The 24,044-nt window shown below is 37.9% G+C and carries 20 protein-coding genes; 17 read left to right on the top strand and 3 right to left on the bottom strand.

Annotation, left to right across the window (positions count from 1 at the left end; all coding sequences use genetic code 11):
• The first annotated feature begins 103 nt into the window (after positions 1–103).
• From FK004_RS14805 to FK004_RS14785, 5 genes are all read left to right on the top strand, one after another.
• Positions 104–4,510 carry a translocation/assembly module TamB domain-containing protein gene (locus FK004_RS14805; protein WP_227871617.1) on the top strand — a complete coding sequence of 1,469 codons (4,407 nt, stop codon included), beginning with the start codon at positions 104–106 and terminating at the stop codon, positions 4,508–4,510.
• 241 nt (positions 4,511–4,751) lie between these two features.
• On the top strand, positions 4,752–5,738 hold the full coding sequence (pfkA, locus tag FK004_RS14800; protein WP_108737957.1) for a 6-phosphofructokinase: 987 nt from the start codon (positions 4,752–4,754) through the stop codon (positions 5,736–5,738).
• Between the two features lie 55 nt (positions 5,739–5,793).
• Positions 5,794–6,798 carry a type I glyceraldehyde-3-phosphate dehydrogenase gene (gene gap / locus FK004_RS14795; protein ID WP_108737956.1) on the top strand — a complete coding sequence of 335 codons (1,005 nt, stop codon included), beginning with the start codon at positions 5,794–5,796 and terminating at the stop codon, positions 6,796–6,798.
• Between the two features lie 252 nt (positions 6,799–7,050).
• A complete protein-coding gene (locus FK004_RS14790; RefSeq protein ID WP_108737955.1) occupies positions 7,051–7,905 on the top strand; it encodes an N-acetylglucosamine kinase in 855 nt (284 codons plus the stop codon).
• 20 nt (positions 7,906–7,925) lie between these two features.
• A complete protein-coding gene (locus tag FK004_RS14785) occupies positions 7,926–8,300 on the top strand; it encodes a methylglyoxal synthase (RefSeq protein ID WP_108737954.1) in 375 nt (124 codons plus the stop codon).
• On the opposite strand, the gene FK004_RS14780 is transcribed toward FK004_RS14785, so the two are convergent.
• Complete coding sequence (locus FK004_RS14780) at positions 8,281–8,661, bottom strand: RidA family protein (RefSeq protein WP_108737953.1); 381 nt, start codon at positions 8,659–8,661, stop codon at positions 8,281–8,283. The genes FK004_RS14785 and FK004_RS14780 overlap by 20 nt on opposite strands.
• A gap of 31 nt (positions 8,662–8,692) precedes the next feature.
• The gene (locus FK004_RS14775; RefSeq protein ID WP_420358878.1) at positions 8,693–11,371 is read right to left on the bottom strand and encodes a putative LPS assembly protein LptD; all 2,679 of its coding nucleotides are present in this window, start codon (positions 11,369–11,371) and stop codon (positions 8,693–8,695) included.
• A gap of 129 nt (positions 11,372–11,500) precedes the next feature.
• Here FK004_RS14775 and FK004_RS14770 point away from each other — a divergent pair, with 129 nt between their 5' ends.
• The 12 genes from FK004_RS14770 to FK004_RS14720 all read left to right on the top strand — a co-directional run bounded on the left by FK004_RS14770 (position 11,501) and on the right by FK004_RS14720 (position 23,460).
• Positions 11,501–12,694, top strand: a complete 1,194-nt coding sequence (locus FK004_RS14770; RefSeq protein ID WP_108737951.1) for an N-acetylmuramoyl-L-alanine amidase family protein — start codon at positions 11,501–11,503, stop codon at positions 12,692–12,694.
• Positions 12,695–12,764: 70 nt separating this feature from the next.
• Positions 12,765–13,718 (top strand): MlaD family protein, encoded by a 954-nt coding sequence (locus FK004_RS14765; RefSeq protein ID WP_108737950.1) that lies wholly within the window; start codon positions 12,765–12,767, stop codon positions 13,716–13,718.
• A gap of 25 nt (positions 13,719–13,743) precedes the next feature.
• Positions 13,744–15,075 (top strand): 4Fe-4S dicluster domain-containing protein, encoded by a 1,332-nt coding sequence (locus FK004_RS14760; protein WP_108737949.1) that lies wholly within the window; start codon positions 13,744–13,746, stop codon positions 15,073–15,075.
• A 42-nt stretch (positions 15,076–15,117) separates the two neighbouring features.
• On the top strand, positions 15,118–15,564 hold the full coding sequence (locus FK004_RS14755; protein WP_108737948.1) for an LNS2 domain-containing protein: 447 nt from the start codon (positions 15,118–15,120) through the stop codon (positions 15,562–15,564).
• A gap of 81 nt (positions 15,565–15,645) precedes the next feature.
• Positions 15,646–16,437 (top strand): (Fe-S)-binding protein, encoded by a 792-nt coding sequence (locus FK004_RS14750; protein ID WP_108737947.1) that lies wholly within the window; start codon positions 15,646–15,648, stop codon positions 16,435–16,437.
• A 26-nt stretch (positions 16,438–16,463) separates the two neighbouring features.
• The gene (locus FK004_RS14745; RefSeq protein WP_108737946.1) at positions 16,464–16,946 is read left to right on the top strand and encodes an ABC transporter ATPase; all 483 of its coding nucleotides are present in this window, start codon (positions 16,464–16,466) and stop codon (positions 16,944–16,946) included.
• 101 nt (positions 16,947–17,047) lie between these two features.
• Positions 17,048–19,954 (top strand): serine hydrolase domain-containing protein, encoded by a 2,907-nt coding sequence (locus tag FK004_RS14740; RefSeq protein WP_108737945.1) that lies wholly within the window; start codon positions 17,048–17,050, stop codon positions 19,952–19,954.
• Positions 19,955–19,968: 14 nt separating this feature from the next.
• A complete protein-coding gene (locus FK004_RS14735) occupies positions 19,969–20,427 on the top strand; it encodes a DUF1801 domain-containing protein (RefSeq protein WP_108737944.1) in 459 nt (152 codons plus the stop codon).
• 88 nt (positions 20,428–20,515) lie between these two features.
• A complete protein-coding gene (gene bshA, locus FK004_RS14730) occupies positions 20,516–21,652 on the top strand; it encodes an N-acetyl-alpha-D-glucosaminyl L-malate synthase BshA (protein ID WP_108737943.1) in 1,137 nt (378 codons plus the stop codon).
• Positions 21,649–22,077 carry a protease complex subunit PrcB family protein gene (locus FK004_RS14725; RefSeq protein WP_108737942.1) on the top strand — a complete coding sequence of 143 codons (429 nt, stop codon included), beginning with the start codon at positions 21,649–21,651 and terminating at the stop codon, positions 22,075–22,077. The genes bshA and FK004_RS14725 overlap by 4 nt, the downstream gene beginning before the upstream one ends.
• An 82-nt stretch (positions 22,078–22,159) precedes the next feature.
• Positions 22,160–22,588 (top strand): hypothetical protein, encoded by a 429-nt coding sequence (locus FK004_RS19490; protein ID WP_227871586.1) that lies wholly within the window; start codon positions 22,160–22,162, stop codon positions 22,586–22,588.
• Between the two features lie 14 nt (positions 22,589–22,602).
• Positions 22,603–23,460, top strand: a complete 858-nt coding sequence (locus FK004_RS14720) for an IS3 family transposase (RefSeq protein ID WP_262497642.1) — start codon at positions 22,603–22,605, stop codon at positions 23,458–23,460.
• An 85-nt stretch (positions 23,461–23,545) separates the two neighbouring features.
• Here FK004_RS14720 and FK004_RS14715 read toward each other — a convergent pair whose 3' ends face one another.
• Positions 23,546–23,974, bottom strand: coding sequence for a hypothetical protein (locus FK004_RS14715; RefSeq protein WP_317046946.1), 429 nt, complete (start codon positions 23,972–23,974; stop codon positions 23,546–23,548).
• Positions 23,975–24,044: the final 70 nt, after the last annotated feature.

Here is a 24,044-nt window from a genome sequence, read left to right as displayed (position 1 = left end):
AACATTTCAGAGTATCAAAAAATTTCTAAAAATACTATTTCGGATTATTATAGGACTCATTATCCTGCTCCTGCTTTTAGGAATTGCACTTTCATTACCTTTTGTGCAGACAAAAATTGCGCACTATGTAACTGATACACTGAATGAAGACTTCAAAACCGACATTAGTGTCGACCAGGTGGCTATCAGCGTTTTTGGAGGTGTCAAATTAAAAAAAGTTTTGATCAGAGATCACCACAAAGATACTTTAATTTATGCCAATCGGTTAAAAACAAATATCCTTAATTTTCGAAAACTAACGAATGGCGATCTTCATTTTGGCGATATCCGTGCGGACTCCCTCAAATTTTACCTTAAAAACTACAAAGGGGAACATGAATCCAATATTAATGTTTTTGTCAAGCTATTTGAAAATGACAAGCCGAAATCAAAGAAGCCGTTTGAACTTCAGGCCACCAATATTTATTTGACTTCCGGGCACTTTCGTGTCATCAATGAAGATGCACATACGCCTAAGAGTGTTGATTTTACAAAAATGAATGCGACGCTCCATAATTTTAAAATTAAGGGAAGCGAAATCAATTCTGATATTGAAAAATTATCCTTCCAGGACCACAGGGGGATTTTTGTAGAAAACTTAAAAACCACCATGTACTATTCTAATGAAAAAATAGTACTGAAAGACCTGGATGCTACCACCAGCAATTCATTGTTAAAAGGGAATATCACAATGAAATATAAAGTAGGCGGAATGGCCGATTTTATTAATAAAGTAGACCTTGATATTAAATTAGATACGGCTTCTGTAGCGACTAATGATTTGAATTTTTTCTACAATGAATTTGGGAAAAATAAAAAGTTTGCGCTTAAAACGCATGCCAAAGGGACATTAAACAACCTGTATACGCATAATTTGCACCTGATCGATGAGCGCGGATCGGAAATAAAAGGGGATGTGCATTTTAAAAACCTGCTGAATCCGGACAAAAACCTGTTTTATATTGGAGGGAAATTTGAGAAAGTAAATTCAAATTACAAGGATCTGATCGGGATACTTCCGAATGTGTTGGGGAATAAATTACCAAGTTCTTTTCAAAAATTGGGTCAGTTTAATTTATCGGGGCTTGCGGAGATAACGAAAACCAGTATTGATGCCAACCTGAAAATGGTAACCCAGTTGGGGAACCTGTCTGCAGAAATGGTGATGACTAATATTAATAACATTGATAATGCTACCTATAAAGGAAAGGTAATCCTGGATAATTTTGATGCTGGCAAGATGCTGAATCAAAACGGTTTGGGTAAGGTGACACTGAACTTAGATGTAGACGGTAAAGGTTTTACTGAAAAATACCTGAACACCGCTGTTGTAGGAACTGTTAAGAGTGTGTATTATAACAAATACAATTATAGGAACATTACCGTAAACGGACACATGAAAATGCCAATCTATGAAGGGCGTATCGATGTGAATGACCCTAATTTATTGTTGTCCTTTAATGGATTGATTGATTTGAGCAAAAAGGAAAAACGATATGATTTCCACGCGACTGTGGATTATGCCGATTTGCATGAGCTTAATTTTATCAAGAAAGACAGTATCGCGATCTTTAAAGGGGACCTGGACCTGAAAGCAGAAGGGAATACCCTTGAGAATGTTGCGGGTAAACTGACGATTGCGCAAACTTCGTATCAGAATAATAGGGATACTTACTTTTTTGAGGATTTTACGATTGAATCGCTTTTTGATGCGGATCGTGTACGTACCATTACGATTAACTCCCCGGATATTATAGAAGGGCAGTTGGTAGGGAAATATAAATTTAAAGAAGTACAAAAACTGGTAGAAAATGCTTTGGGTAGTTTGTATGCCAATTATTCTCCAAATAAGGTAGAGCCCGACCAGTTCATGAAGTTCAATTTTACCATTTACAATAAAATTATAGAGATCTTTTATCCGGAGATTAAAGTTGGGACGAATACGGCTGTTAGTGGTACCATAAATTCAGATGCTGGAGAATTTAAGTTTAATTTCAATTCGCCCAATATTGTTGCGTTTGAGAATTACTTCAATAACATCCAGATTAAGGTCGATAATAAGAATCCGCTTTTTGATGCTTATATCGAGATGGATAGTGTTCGTACAAAATATTATAAGATATCAGAGTTCAGCTCCATCAACATTAAAAGTAATGATACCTTATTTGTCCGTACCGAATTTAAAGGAGGAAATGAGAACAAGGATTATTACAACTTAAATCTCTACCATACGATTGATAAGGATAATAAATCGGTTGTTGGGTTTAAAAAATCGGAGGTGAACTTTAAAAACTATTTATGGTTCCTGAATGAAAAAGATACCGGGGATAATAAAATTGTATTCAATAAAAAACTGACTGACTTCTCGATTGATAAAATTATCATGTCGCACGAAAACCAGAACATAGAACTGATGGGAGTACTGCGGGATTCTACCTATAAAGATATTAGCCTGAATTTTAATGATGTCGACCTCTCTAAGGTGGTGCCTACTATTGATAGCTTAAAAGTGGATGGTGTACTGCGGGGGATGATTAATTTCAAGCAGGATAAAAATGTATACCAGCCCACTTCTTCTTTGCGGGTACAGGATTTAAAACTCAATAAAACCGAACTGGGGAACCTGATGGTGGATGTTACCGGAGATGAATCTTTGCGTCGTTTTAATATCTCCAGTACGCTGGAAAAGAATGATGAAGAAACGTTTTCGGCCAAAGGAGGCTTACAGATCGTCAATAAGGAAACCAATCTGGACCTGGATGTAAAGATGGATAAGCTCGACCTTTCTGCTTTTAGTTCTTTTGGAGGTTCGGTGATCTCGAATATCCGGGGTTATGCTTCGGGAAGGGCCAATATACAAGGCCCGGTGAAAAACCTGGAAGTTGATGGAAGGCTGTATCTTCAAAAAACGGGTATGACGATTCCTTACCTGAATGTGGATTATGAATTTGATAAAGACGTAGTGGTCGACCTGACCGAAAGTGAAATTTCTTTGCGTAGAATGCGGATGACCGATACCAAGATGGGAACTTCAGGGATCCTGGACGGTGTAATACGACACAAGCATTTTACAAACTGGATTTTGGACCTGAACATTCAGTCAGATCGTTTGTTGGTATTGGATTCGAAAGATTCTGATGATGCTATTTACTATGGAACTGCTATTATAAAGGGAGGCGCAACCATAAAAGGGCCTACAAAAGGATTGCTGATTGAAGTTGAAGCCACTTCGCTTAAAGGAACGGCGATTAAAATTCCGGTAAACAGCGCCCGGGCGGTGGGCAGTACGCCGTACATCCATTTTATCAGCCCTAAAGAAAAATACAATAAAGATAAAAATGCAATCGCTTCTGAAATCAATAACTCCGGATTGGAACTGAAATTCAACCTGGACATTACCCCGGAAGCTGAAATTGAAATCATTATCGATAAGAATACGGGCCATGGGATTAAGGGGCAGGGTTTTGGAACGATATTGTTAGATATCAATACGCTGGGTAAATTCAATATGTGGGGTAACTTTATTGCCAATAAAGGGTATTATAACTTCAAATATGGTGGAATCATCGATAAGCGTTTTGAGGTAAAAAATGGCGGTTCCATCAACTGGGAAGGGGATCCGACCCGTGCAATCATTAATATTGAAGCCATATATAAAACACAGGCTAACCCTGCGGTATTATTGGATAACCTTTCCTTTAACCGTAAAATCCCTGTAGAAGTATCGATTAAATTAACCGATCAGCTGATGCAGCCTACGCTGGATTTCGCGATTAACTTCCCGAATGTAAGTTCGGTATTGAAATCGGAAATACAATACAAGCTGGATGATCGGGATACGCGCCAGACACAGGCGTTGTATTTGCTTGCTTCCGGAAGCTTCCTGAGCAATACCGATTCTGGTGAAAATGCTGTAACGGGTAGTTTGCTGGAACGTGCCAGTGGTATTTTTTCTGATATTTTTGCAGACCAGGATGGTAAATTTAATGTTGGGGTAGATTACCAACAGGCCGACCGAAATCCGAATGCGGTAACTGATGGCAGGGTAGGATTGAATATTACAACCCAGATCAATGAAGATATAACGATCAATGGGAAGTTAGGAGTACCGGTTGGTGGTGCTACCGAAACGGTAATTGTAGGTAATGTAGAAGTATTGCTGCGACTCAATGAAGACCGGACGCTGAATGCCCGTGTCTTTAATCGTGAAAATGATATTAACTATTTTGGTGAAAACATTGGATATACCCAAGGGGTAGGGCTTTCGTGGGAAATGAGCTTTGATACTTTCCGGGAATTCCTAACCAAAATATTCAACAGTGAAAAGTTAAAGCAGCAAAAGGGTTCTGCCACGGAAATCCCGGATTCGGACTTTTCTCCAGAGTATATTAAATTTATTGAAAAACGGGATAAAAAGAAAAATGTCAAAAAACCGAAGCACCAGGTCGAAAGAGTGCCTGAAGTAGACTAATACCAAATCCATAATTATAGGATTGATAAAATTAAGCTTTCAAAATTATACTTTTGAAAGCTTTTTCCGTTTTATACCATCATATTCTATTTTATGTCCCTTTATTGACGCTTAGAAAAGTCATTTTAAAATAAAACTTATTAACGAAATCGTTTGAATTGCCGACGGTGTATTAATTTACCGTAAATTGATAATTGATAATGGCATATGTTTCTTAAATTTACAATCAAATACAAAAATAATGTCCGGAAAAATTAAAAAAATTGGCGTTTTAACATCAGGAGGTGATGCTCCGGGTATGAATGCTGCCATCAGATCCGTGGTCAGAACCTGTGCATTCCATAATATCGAATGTATAGGAATTTACAGAGGTTACCAGGGAATGATTGAAGGTGATTTCAAAGAAATGGGTCCCCGAAGTGTAAATAACATTGTGAATAAAGGAGGGACGATTTTGAAATCTGCCCGTTCAAAAGAATTCATGACACCAGAAGGAAGGAAAAAAGCATTCGATAACCTACAGAAAGCCGGGATTGATTCTTTGGTAGTAATTGGAGGTGACGGAAGTTTTACCGGAGGTTTGGTCTTCAATAAAGAATATGGGTTTCCGGTAATTGGAATTCCGGGTACTATCGATAATGATATCTTTGGAACAAGCCATACGCTTGGCTATGATACAGCACTGAATACTGTGGTGGAAGCAATTGATAAAATCAGGGATACCGCGAGTTCACACAACCGACTTTTCTTTGTGGAAGTTATGGGGCGTGATGCAGGACACATTGCACTGAATGCCGGAATTGGTGCAGGAGCAGAGGAAATACTGATTCCTGAAGAGGATTTGGGACTGGACCGTTTGCTGGAATCACTTCAAAAAAGTAAAGCTTCTGGAAAATCATCCAGTATTGTAGTAATCGCTGAAGGGGATAAAATGGGTAAAAACGTTTTTGAACTGAAAGATTATGTAGAAGAAAACCTTCCGGAATACGACGTTAGGGTATCGGTATTAGGGCATATGCAGCGCGGTGGTGCACCAAGTTGTTTTGACCGTGTATTGGCCAGTCGTTTAGGCGTAAAGGCTGTAGAGTCCCTTATTGCTGGTAAAAGCAACTATATGGCAGGACTCATCAAAGATGAAGTTGTGCTCACTCCGCTGGAGCAAGCTGTGAAAGGTCATAGCGAAATCGACAGGGAATTATTGCGCGTTTCTGATATAATGTCAACTTAATCCATCAGATCACGCATTCACTTTAAATCAAATCATAAAATTAAATAACATAAAAATGTCAAAAGTAAAATTAGGAATAAACGGTTTCGGTAGAATTGGAAGAATTGTATTCAGAGAAACATTCAACAGAGATAATGTAGAAGTTGTAGCAATCAATGATTTATTGGATGTAGACCACCTGGCTTACCTATTGAAATATGATTCAGTTCACGGGCGTTTCGCTGGTACTGTAGCAGTAAAAGACGGTAAATTATTTGTAAATGATAAACACATTCGTGTTACTGCTGAGAAAGATCCTGCAACCCTAAAATGGGATGAAGTAGGTGTAGATGTAGTAGCAGAATGCACGGGTATTTTTACCACACTGGAAACAGCACAATCACACATTAAAGGTGGGGCTAAAAAAGTAGTAATTTCTGCGCCATCTGCAGATGCACCTATGTTTGTTATGGGAGTAAACCATACTAAAGCTACAGCGGCTGATACTATCGTTTCTAATGCTTCCTGTACTACAAACTGTCTTGCACCATTGGCCAAAGTAATCAATGACCACTTTGGTATCGTTGAAGGGCTTATGACTACGATCCATGCAACTACAGCTACACAATTGACTGTTGACGGACCATCAAGAAAAGATTTCCGTGGTGGACGTGCTGCTTTATTGAATATCATTCCTGCTTCTACAGGTGCTGCTAAAGCCGTTGGAAAAGTAATTCCTGAATTAAACGGTAAATTAACGGGAATGTCAATGCGTGTACCAACCGCTGACGTTTCTGTAGTAGATTTAACGGTAAAATTAGCCAAAGAAACTACCTATGAGGCTATCATGGCTGTTTTGAAAAAAGAATCAGAAACCAACCTGAAAGGAATTTTAGGATTTACAGAAGATGATGTTGTATCTCAGGATTTCGTATCTGATTCCAGAACTTCTATTGTAGATGCTAAAGCCGGTATCGGTCTGAACTCCACATTCTTTAAAGTAGTATCCTGGTATGATAACGAATATGGTTATTCCAGTAAATTAATTGATTTATCGGTTCATATCGCTAACTTGAAATAATAATTTCCCAATCCCGCTATGTATGACTAATGCATAGCGGGATTTTTTTATAATTTTTTTAAATATTAATATATCGTTAAATAAAAGTAAGTTTCAGAGCAGACCGCAAGGGTATTTTAAAAAGCGTTATGTGTCGGGATAGCTATCCCACTGCGCAAACGTCCGGATTGAGCACCATCGCCCTGCAGCCATACTTTCCTTCGTTTGGGAAGCAGCGTAAAACTGCAATTATTGAGATAGTACACACAAAATATGATCCTACTTGTTGACAGTGGCTCTACGAAAGCCGATTGGATTGCTTTAGATGATAATGGAAACAGACTTTTCACAACGCAGTCATTGGGGTTAAACCCAGAAGTTTTAGAAAAAAAGGAAGTAATCGAGCGATTGGAAGACCGTTTCGATATCTACCACAATAGAAATCAGGTTTCGCACTTATATTTTTATGGTGCCGGTTGTGGAACCGATCGTATGAAAAATGCGTTGGCTGAAACTTTTAAGGAGTTTTTTCCAAATGCTGAAATTAGCGTGAAAGAAGATACTTATGCAGCAGCTTACGCGACTAACCCACACAATGAACCCGCTATTATTTCTATTTTAGGAACCGGTTCAAACTGTAGCTTTTTTGACGGGGAAGAATTGCATCAGAAAGTACAGTCTTTGGGCTATATTGCTATGGATGATTGTTCCGGAAATCGTTTTGGACGACAATTGGTACGTTCGTACTATTTTGGTAAAATGCCAAAACATTTAGCGGAGAAGTTTGGTAAGGAATATGATATGGACCCGGATGTGATCAAAAACCATTTGTACAAACAACCAAATCCAAATGCGTACCTCGCTACATTTGCGAAATTCCTGATCCAAAATAAAAATGAACCTTTTTTCCAAACGATCATTTTTGATGCGATGGAAACTTTCGTAGAAAACTACATTCGTCAATATGATAATTGTGCTGAAGTAAAAGTGCATTTTGTAGGTTCTATTGCATTCTACCTTAAAGAAGAATTGAAAGTGGTATTGGATCGTAACGGACTGCAATTGGGGAATGTATTACGACGCCCTATTGATGGACTGATTGAATACCATACTGTAAATAAAAAATAATCTTTTATAAAGATACCCCTATGGAAATAGCGATAATTGCCCACGATGGAATGAAAGCAGACATGGTTCAGTTTTTAAACAAGCATAGGGATATACTCATTGCGGAAGGCATAACGCTGATTGCTACCGGAACAACGGGAAGTAAAGCGGAAAGAGCCGGTTTTGAAGTGACAAAAATGCTTTCCGGTCCTATGGGGGGTGATGCGCAGATCGCAGCAAGAGTTGCAGAGGGAAAAACCCAGATGGTTATTTTCTTTAAAGATCCTTTGGCCAACCACGCACACGAAGTAGATATTAATATGCTGATTCGTGTGTGTGATGTCCATAATGTGCCGTTAGCAACGAATTATGCTACGGCCGAATTATTGCTGAAAGCTATTTCACAGCAATCATAGAAATTTCTACATTTACGTTTTTTGGCAAACCTGCCACCTGAACCGTTTCTCTTGCAGGAGCGGTTTTTTCGTCGAAATAACTGCCGTAAACCGTATTTATTTTAGCAAAATCATTCATGTCCATGATAAAAATTGTTGTCTTTACGACATCCAGAAAAGTCATGTCTGCAGCTTCCAATACCGCTTTCATATTTTCCATTACCTGTTTGGTTTCCGTTTCTATAGAGTCGTTAACCAATTCGCCGGTAGCGGGATGTAACGCAATTTGCCCGGAGATGTACAAAGTACCATCTACTAAAACTGCCTGGTTGTATGGCCCGATAGGTGCCGGAGCATTTGTTGTATGAATAATTTTTTTCATGATAATATGAGTATTAATTGTAGTATTCTGGTTAGCGGATACGTTGGTCAGGAGTGCTTCGTTTATCCCATTTGATATCACTAAGCATCCCGGATTTGATTCCGATAAAGAATCCCCAGTAGGAATAATCCCCAATAGGAACCCAGTTAAAGTCCATGCGCCAGCTTAAGAGATCCCTTTCAAACCGGAGCTGTGTAAAAGTAACACCTTTCTGGACAAAATCGTATCCGGTCGAAACACCCATTTTCCATCGCGGTGTTAAATCAATATTTCCGGAGACCATTATCGAATTCCCCGTAATCTTATTTTGTCGTGTCATATTTCCATAGGTAAGGGAATAGGCAAGGCGCAGGTCCCAGGGGATTTCAGCATTAAAGAAGCCTTTAAACTCTGATTCTTCCTCATCATCGTCGTCTTCGAACTGGCTCTTCTGGTTACTGAAATCGGTAGAAGTACCAAACAGGTCATCGGCACGTCCACCATTACGCAATCCCTGATTGGAAAGCTGGTCTTCGTTCTTTTTTGCTGCTTTGTTGTCTTTACTGGACAAAGAGTAATTCATGGTTAAATTGGCACTGGTCATTCGGAACAAGCTACCGCCATTGTCGATATTGAATTTTTCGATTTTTCGATTAGAATTATCCAAAGCATAAGGATCCAGGGTTACCGCGAAGTTAATGTTCATCTTGTCTTTAAAGAGCAGGGTTCCACCACTGATTCGTAAAGGTGACCATGGCAATGAATCGGCTGTCATGTCATAGCTGGTCGCAAAACGCAAACTGTTCAGCAGCATTACCTTTTTAGGAGCCGTTTTAGTACTGTCTTTATCAGTGACTTTAGCTTCGAAAGTATTGTTTAACTCGAAGGTTAAAAGATTGGAATTATTTTTTGAAGGCCCACCGTAAACACCATTGGCAAATCGGGTGTATTCCGCTGTTCTTCCGCTGGCATCAATCGCGTAGGTATCGAAGTATTTTTCAAAACCCGGTGCGTAGCTATACCCTATGGAAGGTTTTACTAAATGGCGAATGGCCTGGATTCTTTTATCTTCACCAAAATTAAACGTACCGTAAATGATGGTATTGATGCTGGTATTGAAATTGTAAGTACGGTAGGCATCAAATCCATTAATATCCGTTGTTATTTCTTTGTTTTGTGCCGCATCATATCTTTTGCTGATCGTTTTTAACGTCCAGACCTCGTTATAATTCGCTCCGGAAGTCACGCTAAAGTGCTTGAAGACTTTAAAGTTGGTACTGAGTGGAATAGAATGCTGGAATCCTACTTTGGCATCACGGAACATTTCAGGTTTAAAGAAAAGCGAGTCAGTAGTCTGAATCTGGTTCTTTGCATTTAAATTGTACTGAAAGTTAATGTTTTTGATTAATCCTCTTTTGCTTCCATCTTTTGGGGCAAATGGATAAATACGATCCACACTGGCCTGCAATGTGGGAAGCGTCATATCAATCTGCTGTGTTTGTGTGTTTTGGGAATGGGTTGCTGTTAACGAAACATTGACCTGTGGGATCGAATTAAATGTTTTGGCATAGGATACCGATGAACTTAATGTATTGTTCAGCCTGGAGCCGGTATTTACCTGATTAATGGACTGCTGGAAGTACTTGCTGCTTCCTAAATTGACAGAAGCAGAAAAACGGGAGCTTGGACTGGATTTCGTATCCTGAGAATGCGACCACTGTAAGTTGTAAATTTTTGTTTTGTTATAATCGGGAAGGCCTCTTTCGCTGTTGATAAGGTTCTCGTACCTTAAATTCACATTGCCCCGGTATTTGTAACGCTTGGCATAACTGGATTCAAAACGAAGCCCGTAACTTCCATTAGTATAATAATCACCAATAACTGCCAGGTCATAATTTTTGCTTAAAGCAAAATAATAACCACCGTTTTGAAGGAAGTATCCCCGATTGTTATTTTGTCCCGGGCTTGGCAATATAAAACCCGACACACTCTCTTCCGACATTGGAAAATAAGCAAAAGGAAGCCCAAGAGGGGTAGGGACGTTAGCGATTACCATATTGGTAGGGCCGACAACAACTTTCTTTCCGGGAACGAATTTTACCTTTCGTGCGAGGAAATAATATTCCGGATTGTCAACATCTTTCGAAGTAGTAAACCTGGAATTTTTCATGAAGTACACCGAGTCATTTTCTCTTTTCGTGACTTCAGCCTTTATTCTCATATCACCTTGTTCTGTCCTGGAATTCCAGATCAATGCTTTTTTAGTCTTAAAATTAAATCGGATCGAATCGGGTTCTACGGTGTTATTCCCCTGTTTGAAATTAGGAAATTGGGTATAATTTCCAAGGGAATCTTTAATCCGGCCGGCATATACTTCACTTTTTTCATAGTTAATTACAATAATTCCTGCTTTTAATTCGATATCTTGGTAGTAGACTTCCGCTTCGTTATACATTGTGGTCAGTTTTTTCTTCTGATCCATTTTTGTATAGTCCTTAGCTTTGTGACGGATTTGGTCTTCAATAATCGGTTTTTTGACTTTTAACGAGTCTTTAACAGCAGTAGAATCTGCGGGTATAATAAGGCCTTGAGGAGTAATCGTAAGGCTATCTGGTTGTTTTTCAGCAGCAATGCTTTTACTTGGTTTTGGGATTTCCTGGGAATAAAGATTGGCATTTCCTAAGAATAGGAAAAAAGCCGCTAAAACGATATGAAATAAGTTTGTACGCAAAGGTTTAAATGCTATTTTTGTAAAAATATGGCTTAATTTTGTGGAGCCAAACTTACATATATTTTTCATCAAAAATAAGCATTTATAAAAATTATAACCTATACTATATTAAAAATAACATTTTAAAATATGACTTTAAAAAATAAACTCTATACCACTTTAACTGTGTTAGCCACTATTGTGAGTCTCTCCGTCTCCGGACAATCCAATACTAAATTTAAAGTAGTATTGGATGCGGGTCACGGAGGGAAAGATTTTGGAGCCAATTACCACGGTTTTATCGAGAAAAATATTGCCCTGAGTGTCGTATTGAAAGTGGGGAAACTTTTGGAAAAAGACAGGAATATTGATGTTATTTATACCCGTAAGACAGATGTTTTTATTGAGCTTACCGAACGCCCTAATATCGCCAACAAAGCGGATGCTAATTTTTTTGTTTCCATCCACTGTAACGGGGAAGTAAAAAAGGTAGCTTATGGTACGGAAACGTTTGTAATGGGTCTTACTAAGAATGCATCCAATCTTGAAGTAGCTAAAAAGGAGAACTCGGTAATTACGTTAGAAAGTGACTATAAAATGAAATATGGTGGTTTTGACCCCAATTCGCCACAATCTATGATCGGGCTCATGCTGTTGCAGGAAGAATACATCGACCAGAGCATTACACTGGCCAGTAACGTACAGGCTAATTTTACAGATGATCTCGAACGTAAAAACCGCGGTGTAAAGCAGGCTCCTTTTTGGGTACTGCACAAAACAGCAATGCCAAGCATCCTGATTGAATTAGGTTTTATTTCGTACAAGCCGGAAGGAGAGTACCTGAATTCCGAAGACGGGCAGGATAAAGTTGCTAAATCTATTGCGGACGCAATCATTAAATATAAAAAGGAATATTATGGAAATGGCGGTGTGCCTGAAGTTGCAGAAAAAGACAAGCCTTCTGTAAAAACAAATACACCAAGAGAAACAGCACCAATTAGCAGAGGTGAAACCATTGTAGAAAAACCGGTAACTAAAAAACTGGAGAAAAAAGCAGAAGAGCGGGAAACACCTAAAAAAGCAGAGTCAAACGGTGTGGTATTTAAAGTACAGATTGCAGCCAGTGGAAAAAAACTGGAACCGGTAGCCAGTAACTTTAAAGGACTGGGTAACATTAGTGTAGAGCAGGAGAATAAAATATACAAGTATATGTATGGTGAGACCGGTAATTATGATGCTGCAAAAGATCAATTAAAAGAAGCAAAGGCAAAAGGCTACGACAGTGCCTTTATTGTTGCCTTCAAAAATGGCAAAAAAGTAACAATACAGGAAGCTTTACGATAATTAATTATAACACAAAATTAATTATTTTATATTTGCATTTATTTACATTTGTTAATAAAACACGAGAACTTTGAAAATATCTAGAGAAATTAAAACGGCAATTTTAGTATTGTCCTCCATTTTATTATTTATTTGGGGCTACAGCTTCTTAAAAGGCAAAGACCTTTTTAATAGCTATAAAACATTTTATGTAGTTTATGAAGAAGTGGAAGGGCTTGCCCCATCTGCTCCGGTAACCATCAACGGACTCACAGTCGGTAAGGTTGAGAGTATCACTTTGGATGTAAACGGTAAACTTTTAGTGGAACTTCAGGTCAAAACGGACTTCCCTATTTCAAAATCAAGTATTGCAACTATTTATGAGCCGAGTATTATTGGCGGTAAACAAATTGCAATCCTGCCTAATTTTAAAGATACGAGCGTAGCAGTATCGGGAGATCATCTTAACAGTAGTGTGAAGCCAGGAATGCTTTCGGTAGTAGGCGATAAGCTTACACCACTGCAAACAAAAGTTGAAGCTACAGTAGTGACTGCTGACAGTTTGCTGACCAGTATGAATACTGTTTTTGATGCCAAAAACAAAGAGAACCTCAGAATTACCATTGAGGAACTTACCCAAACGATGAAACAGTTCAACAAGGCTTCTGTAAGCCTGAACAGTATTATTTCAGGGAATAAAAATTATATCGATGGTACCATGGCTAACCTGAATAAAGCGTCCGGTAATTTTGCAACATTATCTGATTCCCTTAATAATGCGAAACTTGGGCAAGCGGCACGTAATCTTGAGAAAACACTTGCAAATGTAGACAAGTTGATCAATGATGTACAATCCGGAAAAGGTTCTATTGGAAAACTGTTGAAAGATGAAAGTATGTACAATAATCTTGATGCTGCTTCAAAAGAGTTAGAGCTCCTGCTGGCAGATGTTAAAAACAATCCAAAACGATACGTACATTTTTCAGTTTTTGGAAAAAAAGGAACCCCATACAATGAAACGGTTAAAAAAGACACTATAAAATAATTACCATAGAAACACCATTACTTATATGAGTTATTTAGATAATATTTTATTTGCTGTCCTTTTGATACTCGGAGGTGGTTATTTTGCAAGCAATGTAAAAAAACTAATCCGTAATATTAAGCTGGGAGCAGCTGTAAATCGTTATGATAATCCAAAAGAACGTTGGAAAAATATGGCAATGATTGCTTTAGGGCAATCAAAAATGGTCAAAAGGCCAATAGCCGGAATACTCCATATTGTCGTTTATGCAGGATTTATTATTATCAATATTGAAGTACTCGAAATTATAATTGATGGGTTGTTTGGAACACACCGTGTATTTTCTTTTTTAGGTGTCACCTATAATATATTAATTGGTTCTTTTGAAATACTTGCATTTTTAGTATTGGTCGCTGTAATCGTTTTTTGGTTGCGCAGGAATATTATCAAAATAAAAAGACTGGTGCATGGTGACCTGAAAGGCTGGCCTAAAAGCGATGGTAATATCATCCTCTATTTTGAAATGGTATTGATGACATTGTTCCTGGTGATGAATGCTGCAGATTTTCATTTGCAATATGTACCAGGAGGATATTCCCATTATACACAAGCAGGATCTTTCCCAATAAGCCAGTTCATAGCGCCTCTTTTTGACGGCATGAGCAATCATAGTGTTGAAATCATTGATCGTGCTGCCTGGTGGCTTCACATCACGGGAATACTATTGTTCCTGAATTACCTGTATTTTTCGAAACACCTGCATATTTTATTGGCGTTTCCAAATACTTATTTTGCCAACCTGAATCCACAGGGGAAATTCAATAATCTGGAATCGGTGACCACTGAAGTAAAACTGATGATGGATCCTAATGCTGATCCTTTCGCTGCAGCACCTGTAGATGAAAATGCAGTACCGGCAAAATTTGGGGCAAGTGAAGCTACAGACCTGAACTGGGTACAGCTTCTAAATGCCTATACGTGTACGGAATGCGGAAGATGTACTTCTTCCTGTCCAGCCAATATCACCGGTAAAAAATTATCGCCCCGAAAGATTATGATGGATACCCGTGATCGTATGGAAGAGATCGGTAAAAACATTGATAAAAACAAAGGTACTTTTGTTGAAGATGGTAAAACATTGCTGAACGATTATATTACAGCTGAAGAATTATGGGCCTGTACCTCCTGTAATGCCTGTGTAGAAGAATGTCCGGTTAATATCAGCCCGCTTTCCATCATTATTGACATGCGCCGCTACTTAGTAATGGAGCAAAGTGCCGCACCAACAGAGCTGAACAATATGATGACCAATATTGAAAACAATGGAGCACCATGGCAATACAACCAAATGGACCGCCTCAACTGGAAAGACGAGTAAAACATAACATATAAAACACCTAACTACTAGAATAACACAACAATGAAAGCAGAAGATATAGATAAGAATTTACAGGCAGCAACAGAAAACGGAGAAGCAATCAGTCCCGTATTGCCTGAGGGAATTAAAAATTATCTTATAGATATAGATGGAACTATTTGTGATGATATCCCAAACGAAGAGCCGGAAAGAATGGCTACAGCGGCAGTATATCCTGATGCACAAATTACCCTGAACAAATGGTATGATGAAGGTCATATTATTTTCTTTTTCACTTCCAGGACTGAAGCACATCGTGCCATCACGGAAGAGTGGTTGAAAAAACACGGATTTAAATATCATGGTATGCTAATGGGCAAACCAAGAGGTGGAAATTACCATTGGATTGATAATCATTTGGTAAAAGCAACACGCTACAGAGGTAAGTTTACAGATCTTGTAGATAAAGATGTGACAATTCAGGTTTTCGATGATGGAAACCATGAATAATTAAAAGTCAAATTCAAGAATTATAACGAACAATTCTGCAACTCATCCTACTTATAATGAGCGGCAACTTATAAAAAACATATGTCAGAAAGTTTAGTAGTGCCTACAATGGCAGAAATGATGGCACAGGGACAGCAACCGGAAGTTTTATTCTGGGTAGGCTGTGCTGGAAGTTTTGATGACAGAGCCAAAAGAATCACCAAAGCTTTTGTAAAAATATTAAACGAATCCAAAGTGCCTTTTGCAGTATTGGGGACGGAAGAAAGCTGTACCGGAGATCCTGCAAAAAGAGCAGGTAATGAGTTTTTATTTCAGATGCAGGCCATGATGAATATCGAGGTCATGAATGCCTATGAAGTAAAAAAAATAGTAACTGCCTGTCCGCATTGTTTTAATACTATTAAGAATGAATATCCGGAATTGGGCGGGAAATACGAAGTTGTACACCATACCGAATTTCTAAAATCCTTATTAGACGATGGAAGGTTGGCGATTGAAGGAGGACAATTCAAAGGAAAGCGTATTACATTCCACGATCCTTGTTATTTGGGTAGGGCCAATAATGTGTATGAAGCTCCAAGAGAACTGATCCAGAAACTTGATGCCGAATTGGTGGAAATGAAACGTTCCCGTAAAAATGGATTATGCTGTGGTGCCGGTGGTGCCCAAATGTTCAAAGAACCGGAACCGGGTACTAAAGATGTGAATGTAGAACGAACTGAAGATGCGCTTGAAACACAACCGGAAATTATTGCTGCAGGATGCCCGTTCTGTAATACAATGATGACCGACGGAGTGAAAAATAAAAACAAAGAACACGAAATCAAAGTGATGGATGTAGCGGAACTAATTGCCAATGCAAAAGATCTCTAAATCCAAACTTAATAATCCGTAACATAATGTACGTACCATTTGATACTTTACCGGACGAATCCAAAATATGGATTTACCAATCCAACAGAAAACTTTCTGATGATGAGATGAATGAAATCGAAGCTGATCTGAAAGCATTCCTGGAAAACTGGGCGGCACACGGAAAACCTTTGGAAGCTTCTTACCAACTCAGATATAACCGTTTTATTATTATAGCAGTGAATCAGGAAACGCAACCAGCGACTGGCTGTTCTATCGATGCCTCAGTGCAGTTCATTCAGGATCTGGAGAAAAGATACGAGATCGACTTGCTGGACAAAATGAATGTTACGTTCAAATTAGGAGAGCACATTGCACACAAGCCATTGATCGAATTTAAAAAAATGGCAAAGGAAAAAGCGGTTTCAGCGAATACCATCGTATTTAATAATCTTGTAAATACAGTGGGCGAATGGCATGAATATTGGGAAGTTCCTGCTGAAGACAGTTGGCATAGCCGATTTTTCTAATTAAAAATATACCTTCTTTTCAAATTACATAATTCATTTATGTAATTTGTTATTTTAGGGCCATACCTGTACTAATCACCAATACTTAGTAGACCTTACGGATGAAATATCTTATAATAGCATTTTTTTTTATTTTTCAGATTTCCCAGTCTCAAAATAAAAATCCAAAAAGTTTAAATACAACCGAGCAAACTGTCTGGGTAGATAGTGTGTACAATCAAATGTCTTTTGAAGAAAGAGTGGGCCAATTATTTATGGTTGCTGCTTATTCTAATAAAGATGCAGAACACATTAAAAGTGTGGATCGGTTAGTAGAAGAACAAAAAATTGGGGGTGTTATTTTTTTTCAGGGTGGTCCCGGACGGCAGGCGAATCTAACCAATAGGTTTCAGTCGAAAGCAAAAGTACCTTTGTTTGTAGGGATTGATGCGGAATGGGGAATTAGCATGCGATTGGATTCTACCTATCGATATCCGTGGAATATGACTTTAGGAGCTATTCAGGACATGAGCCTGATAGAACGCCTTGGCGTACAATATGGTAAAGAAAGCAAAAGAATGGGGATTCATTTTAATTTTGCCCCTGTATTGGATATTAACACCAATCCTAAAAATCCAATTATTGGAAACCGCTCTTTTGGAGAGGATAAAGAAAACGTAACCAATCGGGCTTTGGCACTGATGAAAGGATCGCAAAGCCAGGGCGTTTATGCAACAGGAAAACATTTCCCGGGGCATGGTGATACCGCTACCGATTCGCATCATTCCTTGCCATCAGTCAATTTTACTAAAGAACGCATTAACGAAGTTGAATTTTATCCGTATAAAAGATTATTCCAGGAAGGGCTTGCCAGCGTCATGGTTGCACACCTTAATGTTCCTGCTCTGGAAAAAAGGGAAAACTTTCCCTCTTCGATATCATACACCATAGTGACCGATATATTGCAGAAACAATTGGGCTTTAAAGGTCTTATTTTTACGGATGCCCTGAATATGAAAGCCGCGAGCAATTTTAAACAACCGGGAGAAATCGATTTGGAAGCATTCCTTGCAGGAAATGATATTTTACTTTTTGCAGAAAATGTTCCCGTTGCTATTGAAAAATTTGCCGATGCCTACCTGCAGAACAGGCTAACCGACGAACGCTTAGAACATTCGGTTAAAAAAATCCTGGAGTATAAATACAGAGCAGGCCTGAATAATTACACGCCTATAAGCACTAAGAATCTTGCTAATGATTTGGTGAATCCGGAAGATGATGTTTTGCAATATGAATTGTTTGAAAATGCAATTACAGTATTAAAGAATAAAAATGATATCCTGCCGCTGCAAAATTTAGAAAGTCAAAAAATCGCTTACGTAAAATTAGGGGATGATTTTAAAAGTACATTTTTAAGCACGTTAAAAAATTATACCGAAGTTACCGAAGTAACCGAAGAAAACCTGGATAGCTTATTGGTGAAGTTGCAAGAATATACCACCGTAATTGTTGGCTACCACAAATCGGACGCCAATGCCTGGAAGAATCATGATTTTAAAGATTCTGAATTGGTACGCTTACAGGAAATTGCACGCAACAAAAATGTAATTCTGGATATATTTGCTAAGCCGTATGCAATGATTCCGATTACTTCTTATGAGAATATTGAAGGGGTGATTGTATCCTACCAGAATAATGATATTTCCCAAAGCCTTTCTGCTCAGCTGATTTTTGGTGCTTTCGAAGCTAAAGGGAAACTGCCAGTGACGATTAGCCCGGAATTCAAAGTGAATTATGGTTTGCATACGAAGAAACTGGATGTCTTAGGGTATACAATTGCTGAAAAAGCAGGCATGGATTCTAAAATACTATCCAAAATCGATAAAATTGCTCAAAATACAATCGACCGTAAAATTACGCCAGGTATGCAAATTTTAGTAGCTAAGGATGGTAAAGTAGTCTATAATAAATCCTTTGGTAATCATACGTATGATAAAAAGGACTATAAAGTTCAAAATACCGATATTTATGATGTTGCGTCATTGACCAAAATGCTTTCAACTTTACCTAATATCATGAAATTGGTAGATGAAAAAAAATTAAGCCTCGATGCCAAATTGGGTGACATGTTACCGGTTTTCCAAAATACAGATAAAAGCGATATTACTTTGAAAGAAATGTTATCCCATATTGCCGGTTTTCAGGCTTGGATTCCATTTTATCAGTCTACGCTGGATGCTAAGAAACATCCGAAGCCTGAAATTTACAGTAAGTTCTACAGTCCTGAATTTCCGGATCAGGTAGCAGAAAATCTGTATATTAAAAAAGGGTATACTCAAAATATTTTACAGCAAATTGCCGACAGTAAGCTGATTACACCAAAAGTATACAAATACAGTGATTTTTCTTTTATTATATTAAAAGAATACTTAGAGAAAACAACCGGTAAAACATTAGATATTTTGAGCCAGGAAAATTTCTACAAACCTTTAGGAGCCAATAATACAACGTATAATCCGTTGCGAAAATATGATATGAGTAGTATCCCGCCTACGGAGGTTGACAACTATTTCAGGTACCAGACTATTGATGGTTATGTCCATGATATGGGGGCTGCAATGCAAGGCGGTGTTGCCGGGCATGCAGGTATATTTTCTAACGCTGTAGATGTGGCTAAGATCATGCAGATGTATTTGCAAAAAGGGCACTATGGAGGAAAAACGTACTTCAGTGCTGCGACTTTTGACCTGTTCAATACTACCTATTTTAATAAAGAAAATAACCGTAGGGCTCTTGGATTCGACAAACCGGTGAATGGTAAAGGAGGTTCTACATGTGATTGTGTGTCACCGGAAAGTTTCGGGCATACCGGATTTACAGGAACAATGGCGTGGGCAGATCCTAAAACCGGAATTGTATATGTATTTCTTTCCAACCGTACATTCCCTGATGCAGAAAATAATCTTTTAGCCAAAGAGAATATCAGGACCAACATCCAACAAATAATCAATGACGCTGTACTAAAATAATACAATCAAAAAACATGCGATCAGAAGCACTTACTCCTTTAGAATACCTGGATCAGCTGCCGGAAGAACGAAAAGCAGCCATGGTTCATTTTAGAAATATAATCGTTGCGAACTTGCCAACAGGATTTGAAGAGGGAATGGGGTATGGCATGTTAGGGTATTTTGTACCTCACACCTTGTATCCCGGAGGCTATCATTGTAATCCTACATTACCGTTGCCTTTTTTAAACCTGGCTTCACAAAAGAATTTTATCGCTTTGTATCATATGGGATTGTATGCTGATGCGGAACTGATAAATTGGTTTATAGAGGCCTATCCGAAACATACTACTGCAAAACTGGATATGGGTAAAAGTTGCATCCGATTTAAAAATATGGAGACGATCCCTTGGGAACTTATTACTGAATTACTTACAAAAATAACTCCCGATCATTGGATTTCCTTATATGAGAAAGCATTCCGCAAGGGATAGAAAATTCAATTTGTTAAAGTTAATTTTAGCTAAAATAAACCATTCGATTTTTATTTTGAGTAAATTCGTAAGATTATAAAACATCAAAATGAAAATAGCAATTGTCTGTTATCCAACCTTTGGAGGAAGCGGTGTAGTAGCTACCGAACTCGGTCTTGAACTCGCTCGTAAAGGTCATGAAATACATTTTATCACGTACAGCCAGCCTGTACGTTTAGCACTTTTAAATACTAATGTTCACTATCACGAAGTGAATGTTCCTGAATATCCACTATTCCATTACCAACCCTATGAACTGGCACTATCAAGCAAATTGGTTGATATGGTCAAATTATATGGTATTGAATTGCTCCATGTCCATTATGCCATACCGCATGCGTATGCCGGATATATGGCAAAAAAAATGCTGGAAGATGAAGGAATCAAAATACCAATGGTCACCACACTGCACGGTACCGATATTACATTAGTTGGAAATCATCCTTTTTATAAACCCGCAGTAAGTTTCAGTATTAATAAATCGGATATGGTGACATCGGTTTCACAAAGCCTGAAAGATGATACTTATAAGTTATTCAATATTAAAAAAGAAATTACCGTTATTCCTAACTTTATTGACCTCGACAAAAATAAAGTCGAAATAATGAACAGTTGCCAACGTAGTGTGATGGCTTTGCCCAACGAGCGAATTATCACTCACATTAGCAATTTCAGGAAAGTAAAAAGGATTCCGGATATTATAAAAATATTCAATAAAATTCAAAAGAAAATACCTGCCAAATTAATGATGGTAGGAGATGGGCCTGAAAAAGCAAAAGCAGAATTGCTGTGTGAAAAATTAGGACTGACCGACAAAGTTATCTTCTTTGGGAATAGTAATGAGATCGATAAAATATTATGTTATTCCGATCTTTTTCTATTGCCTTCTGAGACAGAAAGCTTTGGACTTGCTGCACTAGAGGCAATGGCTTGTAGTGTACCTGTGATTTCCAGTAATTCAGGCGGACTTCCAGAAGTTAATATCGAAGGTTTTTCCGGCTACCTTAGTGATGTTGGAGACATTGATGATATGGCTCAAAATGCTATAAAAATCCTAAGCGATGACGCAATCCTGTCTGAATTTAAATTGAATGCCCGTAAAGTTGCCAAAGAATTTGATATTTTAAACATTTTGCCTCAGTATGAAGCACTTTATGAAAAAGCACTAAACAGTATGTACGTATGAAAAAATTAGCCACACTTGCCGTAACCCTTTTATTATTTTCGTGTAACACGGGAAAAAAAGTGGTTTCTAATGAAAGCGCACCTGAATTCAAGGTGTTGACAGTATCCGAATACAAAGGAAAAGAAAAAAAAATGTATGAAGTGATCCAGAATGAAGCCCAGCTAAAAGCACTTTATGCTGCAGTTGAAGATCCTGAAGTGCCGACAATAGATTTTAAAAAATCAAGAATTGTAGCCTTATTTTTAGGAGAAAAAAATTCAGGTGGTTATGGGATTGCTGTAGATAAAGTTACCGAAAAAGACAATGTAGTCTGGGTGACGGTTAAAGAGACGAAACCCGCAGCGGGAGAGATGAGCACAATGGCAATAACAAGGCCATTTACAATTGTAAAAATACACACTACAAAACCGATTGAGTTTAAATAAAAAAAACCGGGCTTTCAAGCCCGGTTTTTTATGCAATAGTTTTGTCCCGTCCTGAAATAGCGATACAAAAAAAAACTCAATTATGTCTAAAGAGAAAAATTATGTAAAGCGAACCCAGCGAGATTACAGTATGTCTCTCAAATTGCAAATCGTCCATGAGATTGAACGAGGAGAGTTATCTACACATGGAGCTTGTAAAAAATATGGTGTGCAAGCACGTTCAACAGTTGTTAGTTGGCTTAGAAAATTTGGTAACTTTGATTGGGAAACCCAAACCCCATCTCAAATGGCTAAAACACCTGAACAGCAAATCATGGAACTCGAAGCTAAAGTTACGCTTCTTGAAAAACAGAAAGCTCATCTGGAGCAACAAGTTAATTTTACGGATAAGAAAGCTATTATTTTTGATATGCTTATTGATATTGCAGAGAAAGAATATAATATCGATATCCGAAAAAACTCATCACCCGAACAATTGTCCTATTTAAAGAAGAACAAAAACAAACCTTAGGTTTTACCTGTAGTTTGTTCGGGATAGACAGGCAGGTCTATTATCGTAGCATTAAAAGAAAAATCTTAAAGCAATCAAAGTCTGAACAAGTCATTCTTATGGTAAGAAAGATTAGGATGAAAATGCCTCGTATCGGTACGAGAAAGTTGTATTATTTATTAAACCAGGAGCTTAGAGCATTGAAGATTGGAAGAGATATGTTTTTTAATATCCTCAAAGTAAACCATCTGCTAATATCTCCAAAACGGAGCTATCATATTACGACTAACTCATATCATCGTTTTAAAAAACACAAGAATTTAATTGAAAACTTAAAAATAATACGTCCTGAACAGGTTTGGGTATCCGATATTACATACATCGGAAAAAGAAGTAAGCCCTGCTATTTAAGCTTAGTAACAGATGCATATTCAAAACGGATCATGGGATTTAATGTAGCTACTAATTTAAATGCCGAAAATAGTCTTAAAGCTTTACAAATGGCTCTTAAGAGCAGGAAAAATAGTTGTTTGTCGTTAATCCATCACTCAGATAGAGGTATACAATATTGTTCTGATGAATATCAAAAAGTGATACGCAAGACTAAAAACCTGCGCTGTAGCATGACTGAGTCTTATGATCCATATCAAAATGCGGTCGCTGAAAGGGTAAATGGAATATTAAAACAGGAGTTTTTAGTAGATAGGTATAATGATCAGCAACTTAATATTATTAAGTTAGTAGTTAAGGAATCTATACAGATTTATAATCTAGTAAGACCGCATTGCTCTAATCATATGCTTACTCCGATGCAAATGCATCAGCAAAAAGAAATAGAAATGAAAACCTATAAAACAAAAAACAGAAGTAACCATGAAGCTACTTCTGTCTAAAAAATGTACTTTTATTATTATTAATCCTGTATTGCTATTCTAGGACTAGACATTTTTCTTAGCAAAATCTCATGAATGAGATTTATTAGAAACGGTATCTTACACTTAGCGCGATGTCCGGTCCAAAGTGATCATTTCTGAAATCATCATTCGTGAAGTAAAATTCAGGACGGAAATCAAGTGCTACCATTAATGGGATATCAAAATTATATTCGATACCAATATTACCTGCAGCATATAGCAAAGCACCGCTATCATCATAATCCCTGTCATAAGGACCGTTGTGATCAAAATCATAGCTCCAGGTTCCAATTCCACCACCAACACCGGCATACCAGTTAAAACCTTTATCGATATTCCATACCCATTGGTAAAGTCCGGTTAGTTTTACAGCATTGTAGTCATATCCTCTGTAGTCAGAAGATCTCCAACCCAGGTCAACTTCAAGTCTGTTGTCTGAGCTTAATGCACGCTGGTAAGTAACTTCAGCGCTAAATCCATCATTGTCTCCCAAACGGAGTCCAATAGCATTCTTCGAAAAATTTTGTGCCTATGCACCAAATGCAAACCCCACTAGCATCAGG

The organism is Flavobacterium kingsejongi (assembly GCF_003076475.1).
Classification (GTDB): Bacteria; Bacteroidota; Bacteroidia; order Flavobacteriales; family Flavobacteriaceae; genus Flavobacterium; species Flavobacterium kingsejongi.
Note: the sequence above shows the minus strand (reverse complement) of the source record. Positions and strands in the feature narration are given on the sequence as shown.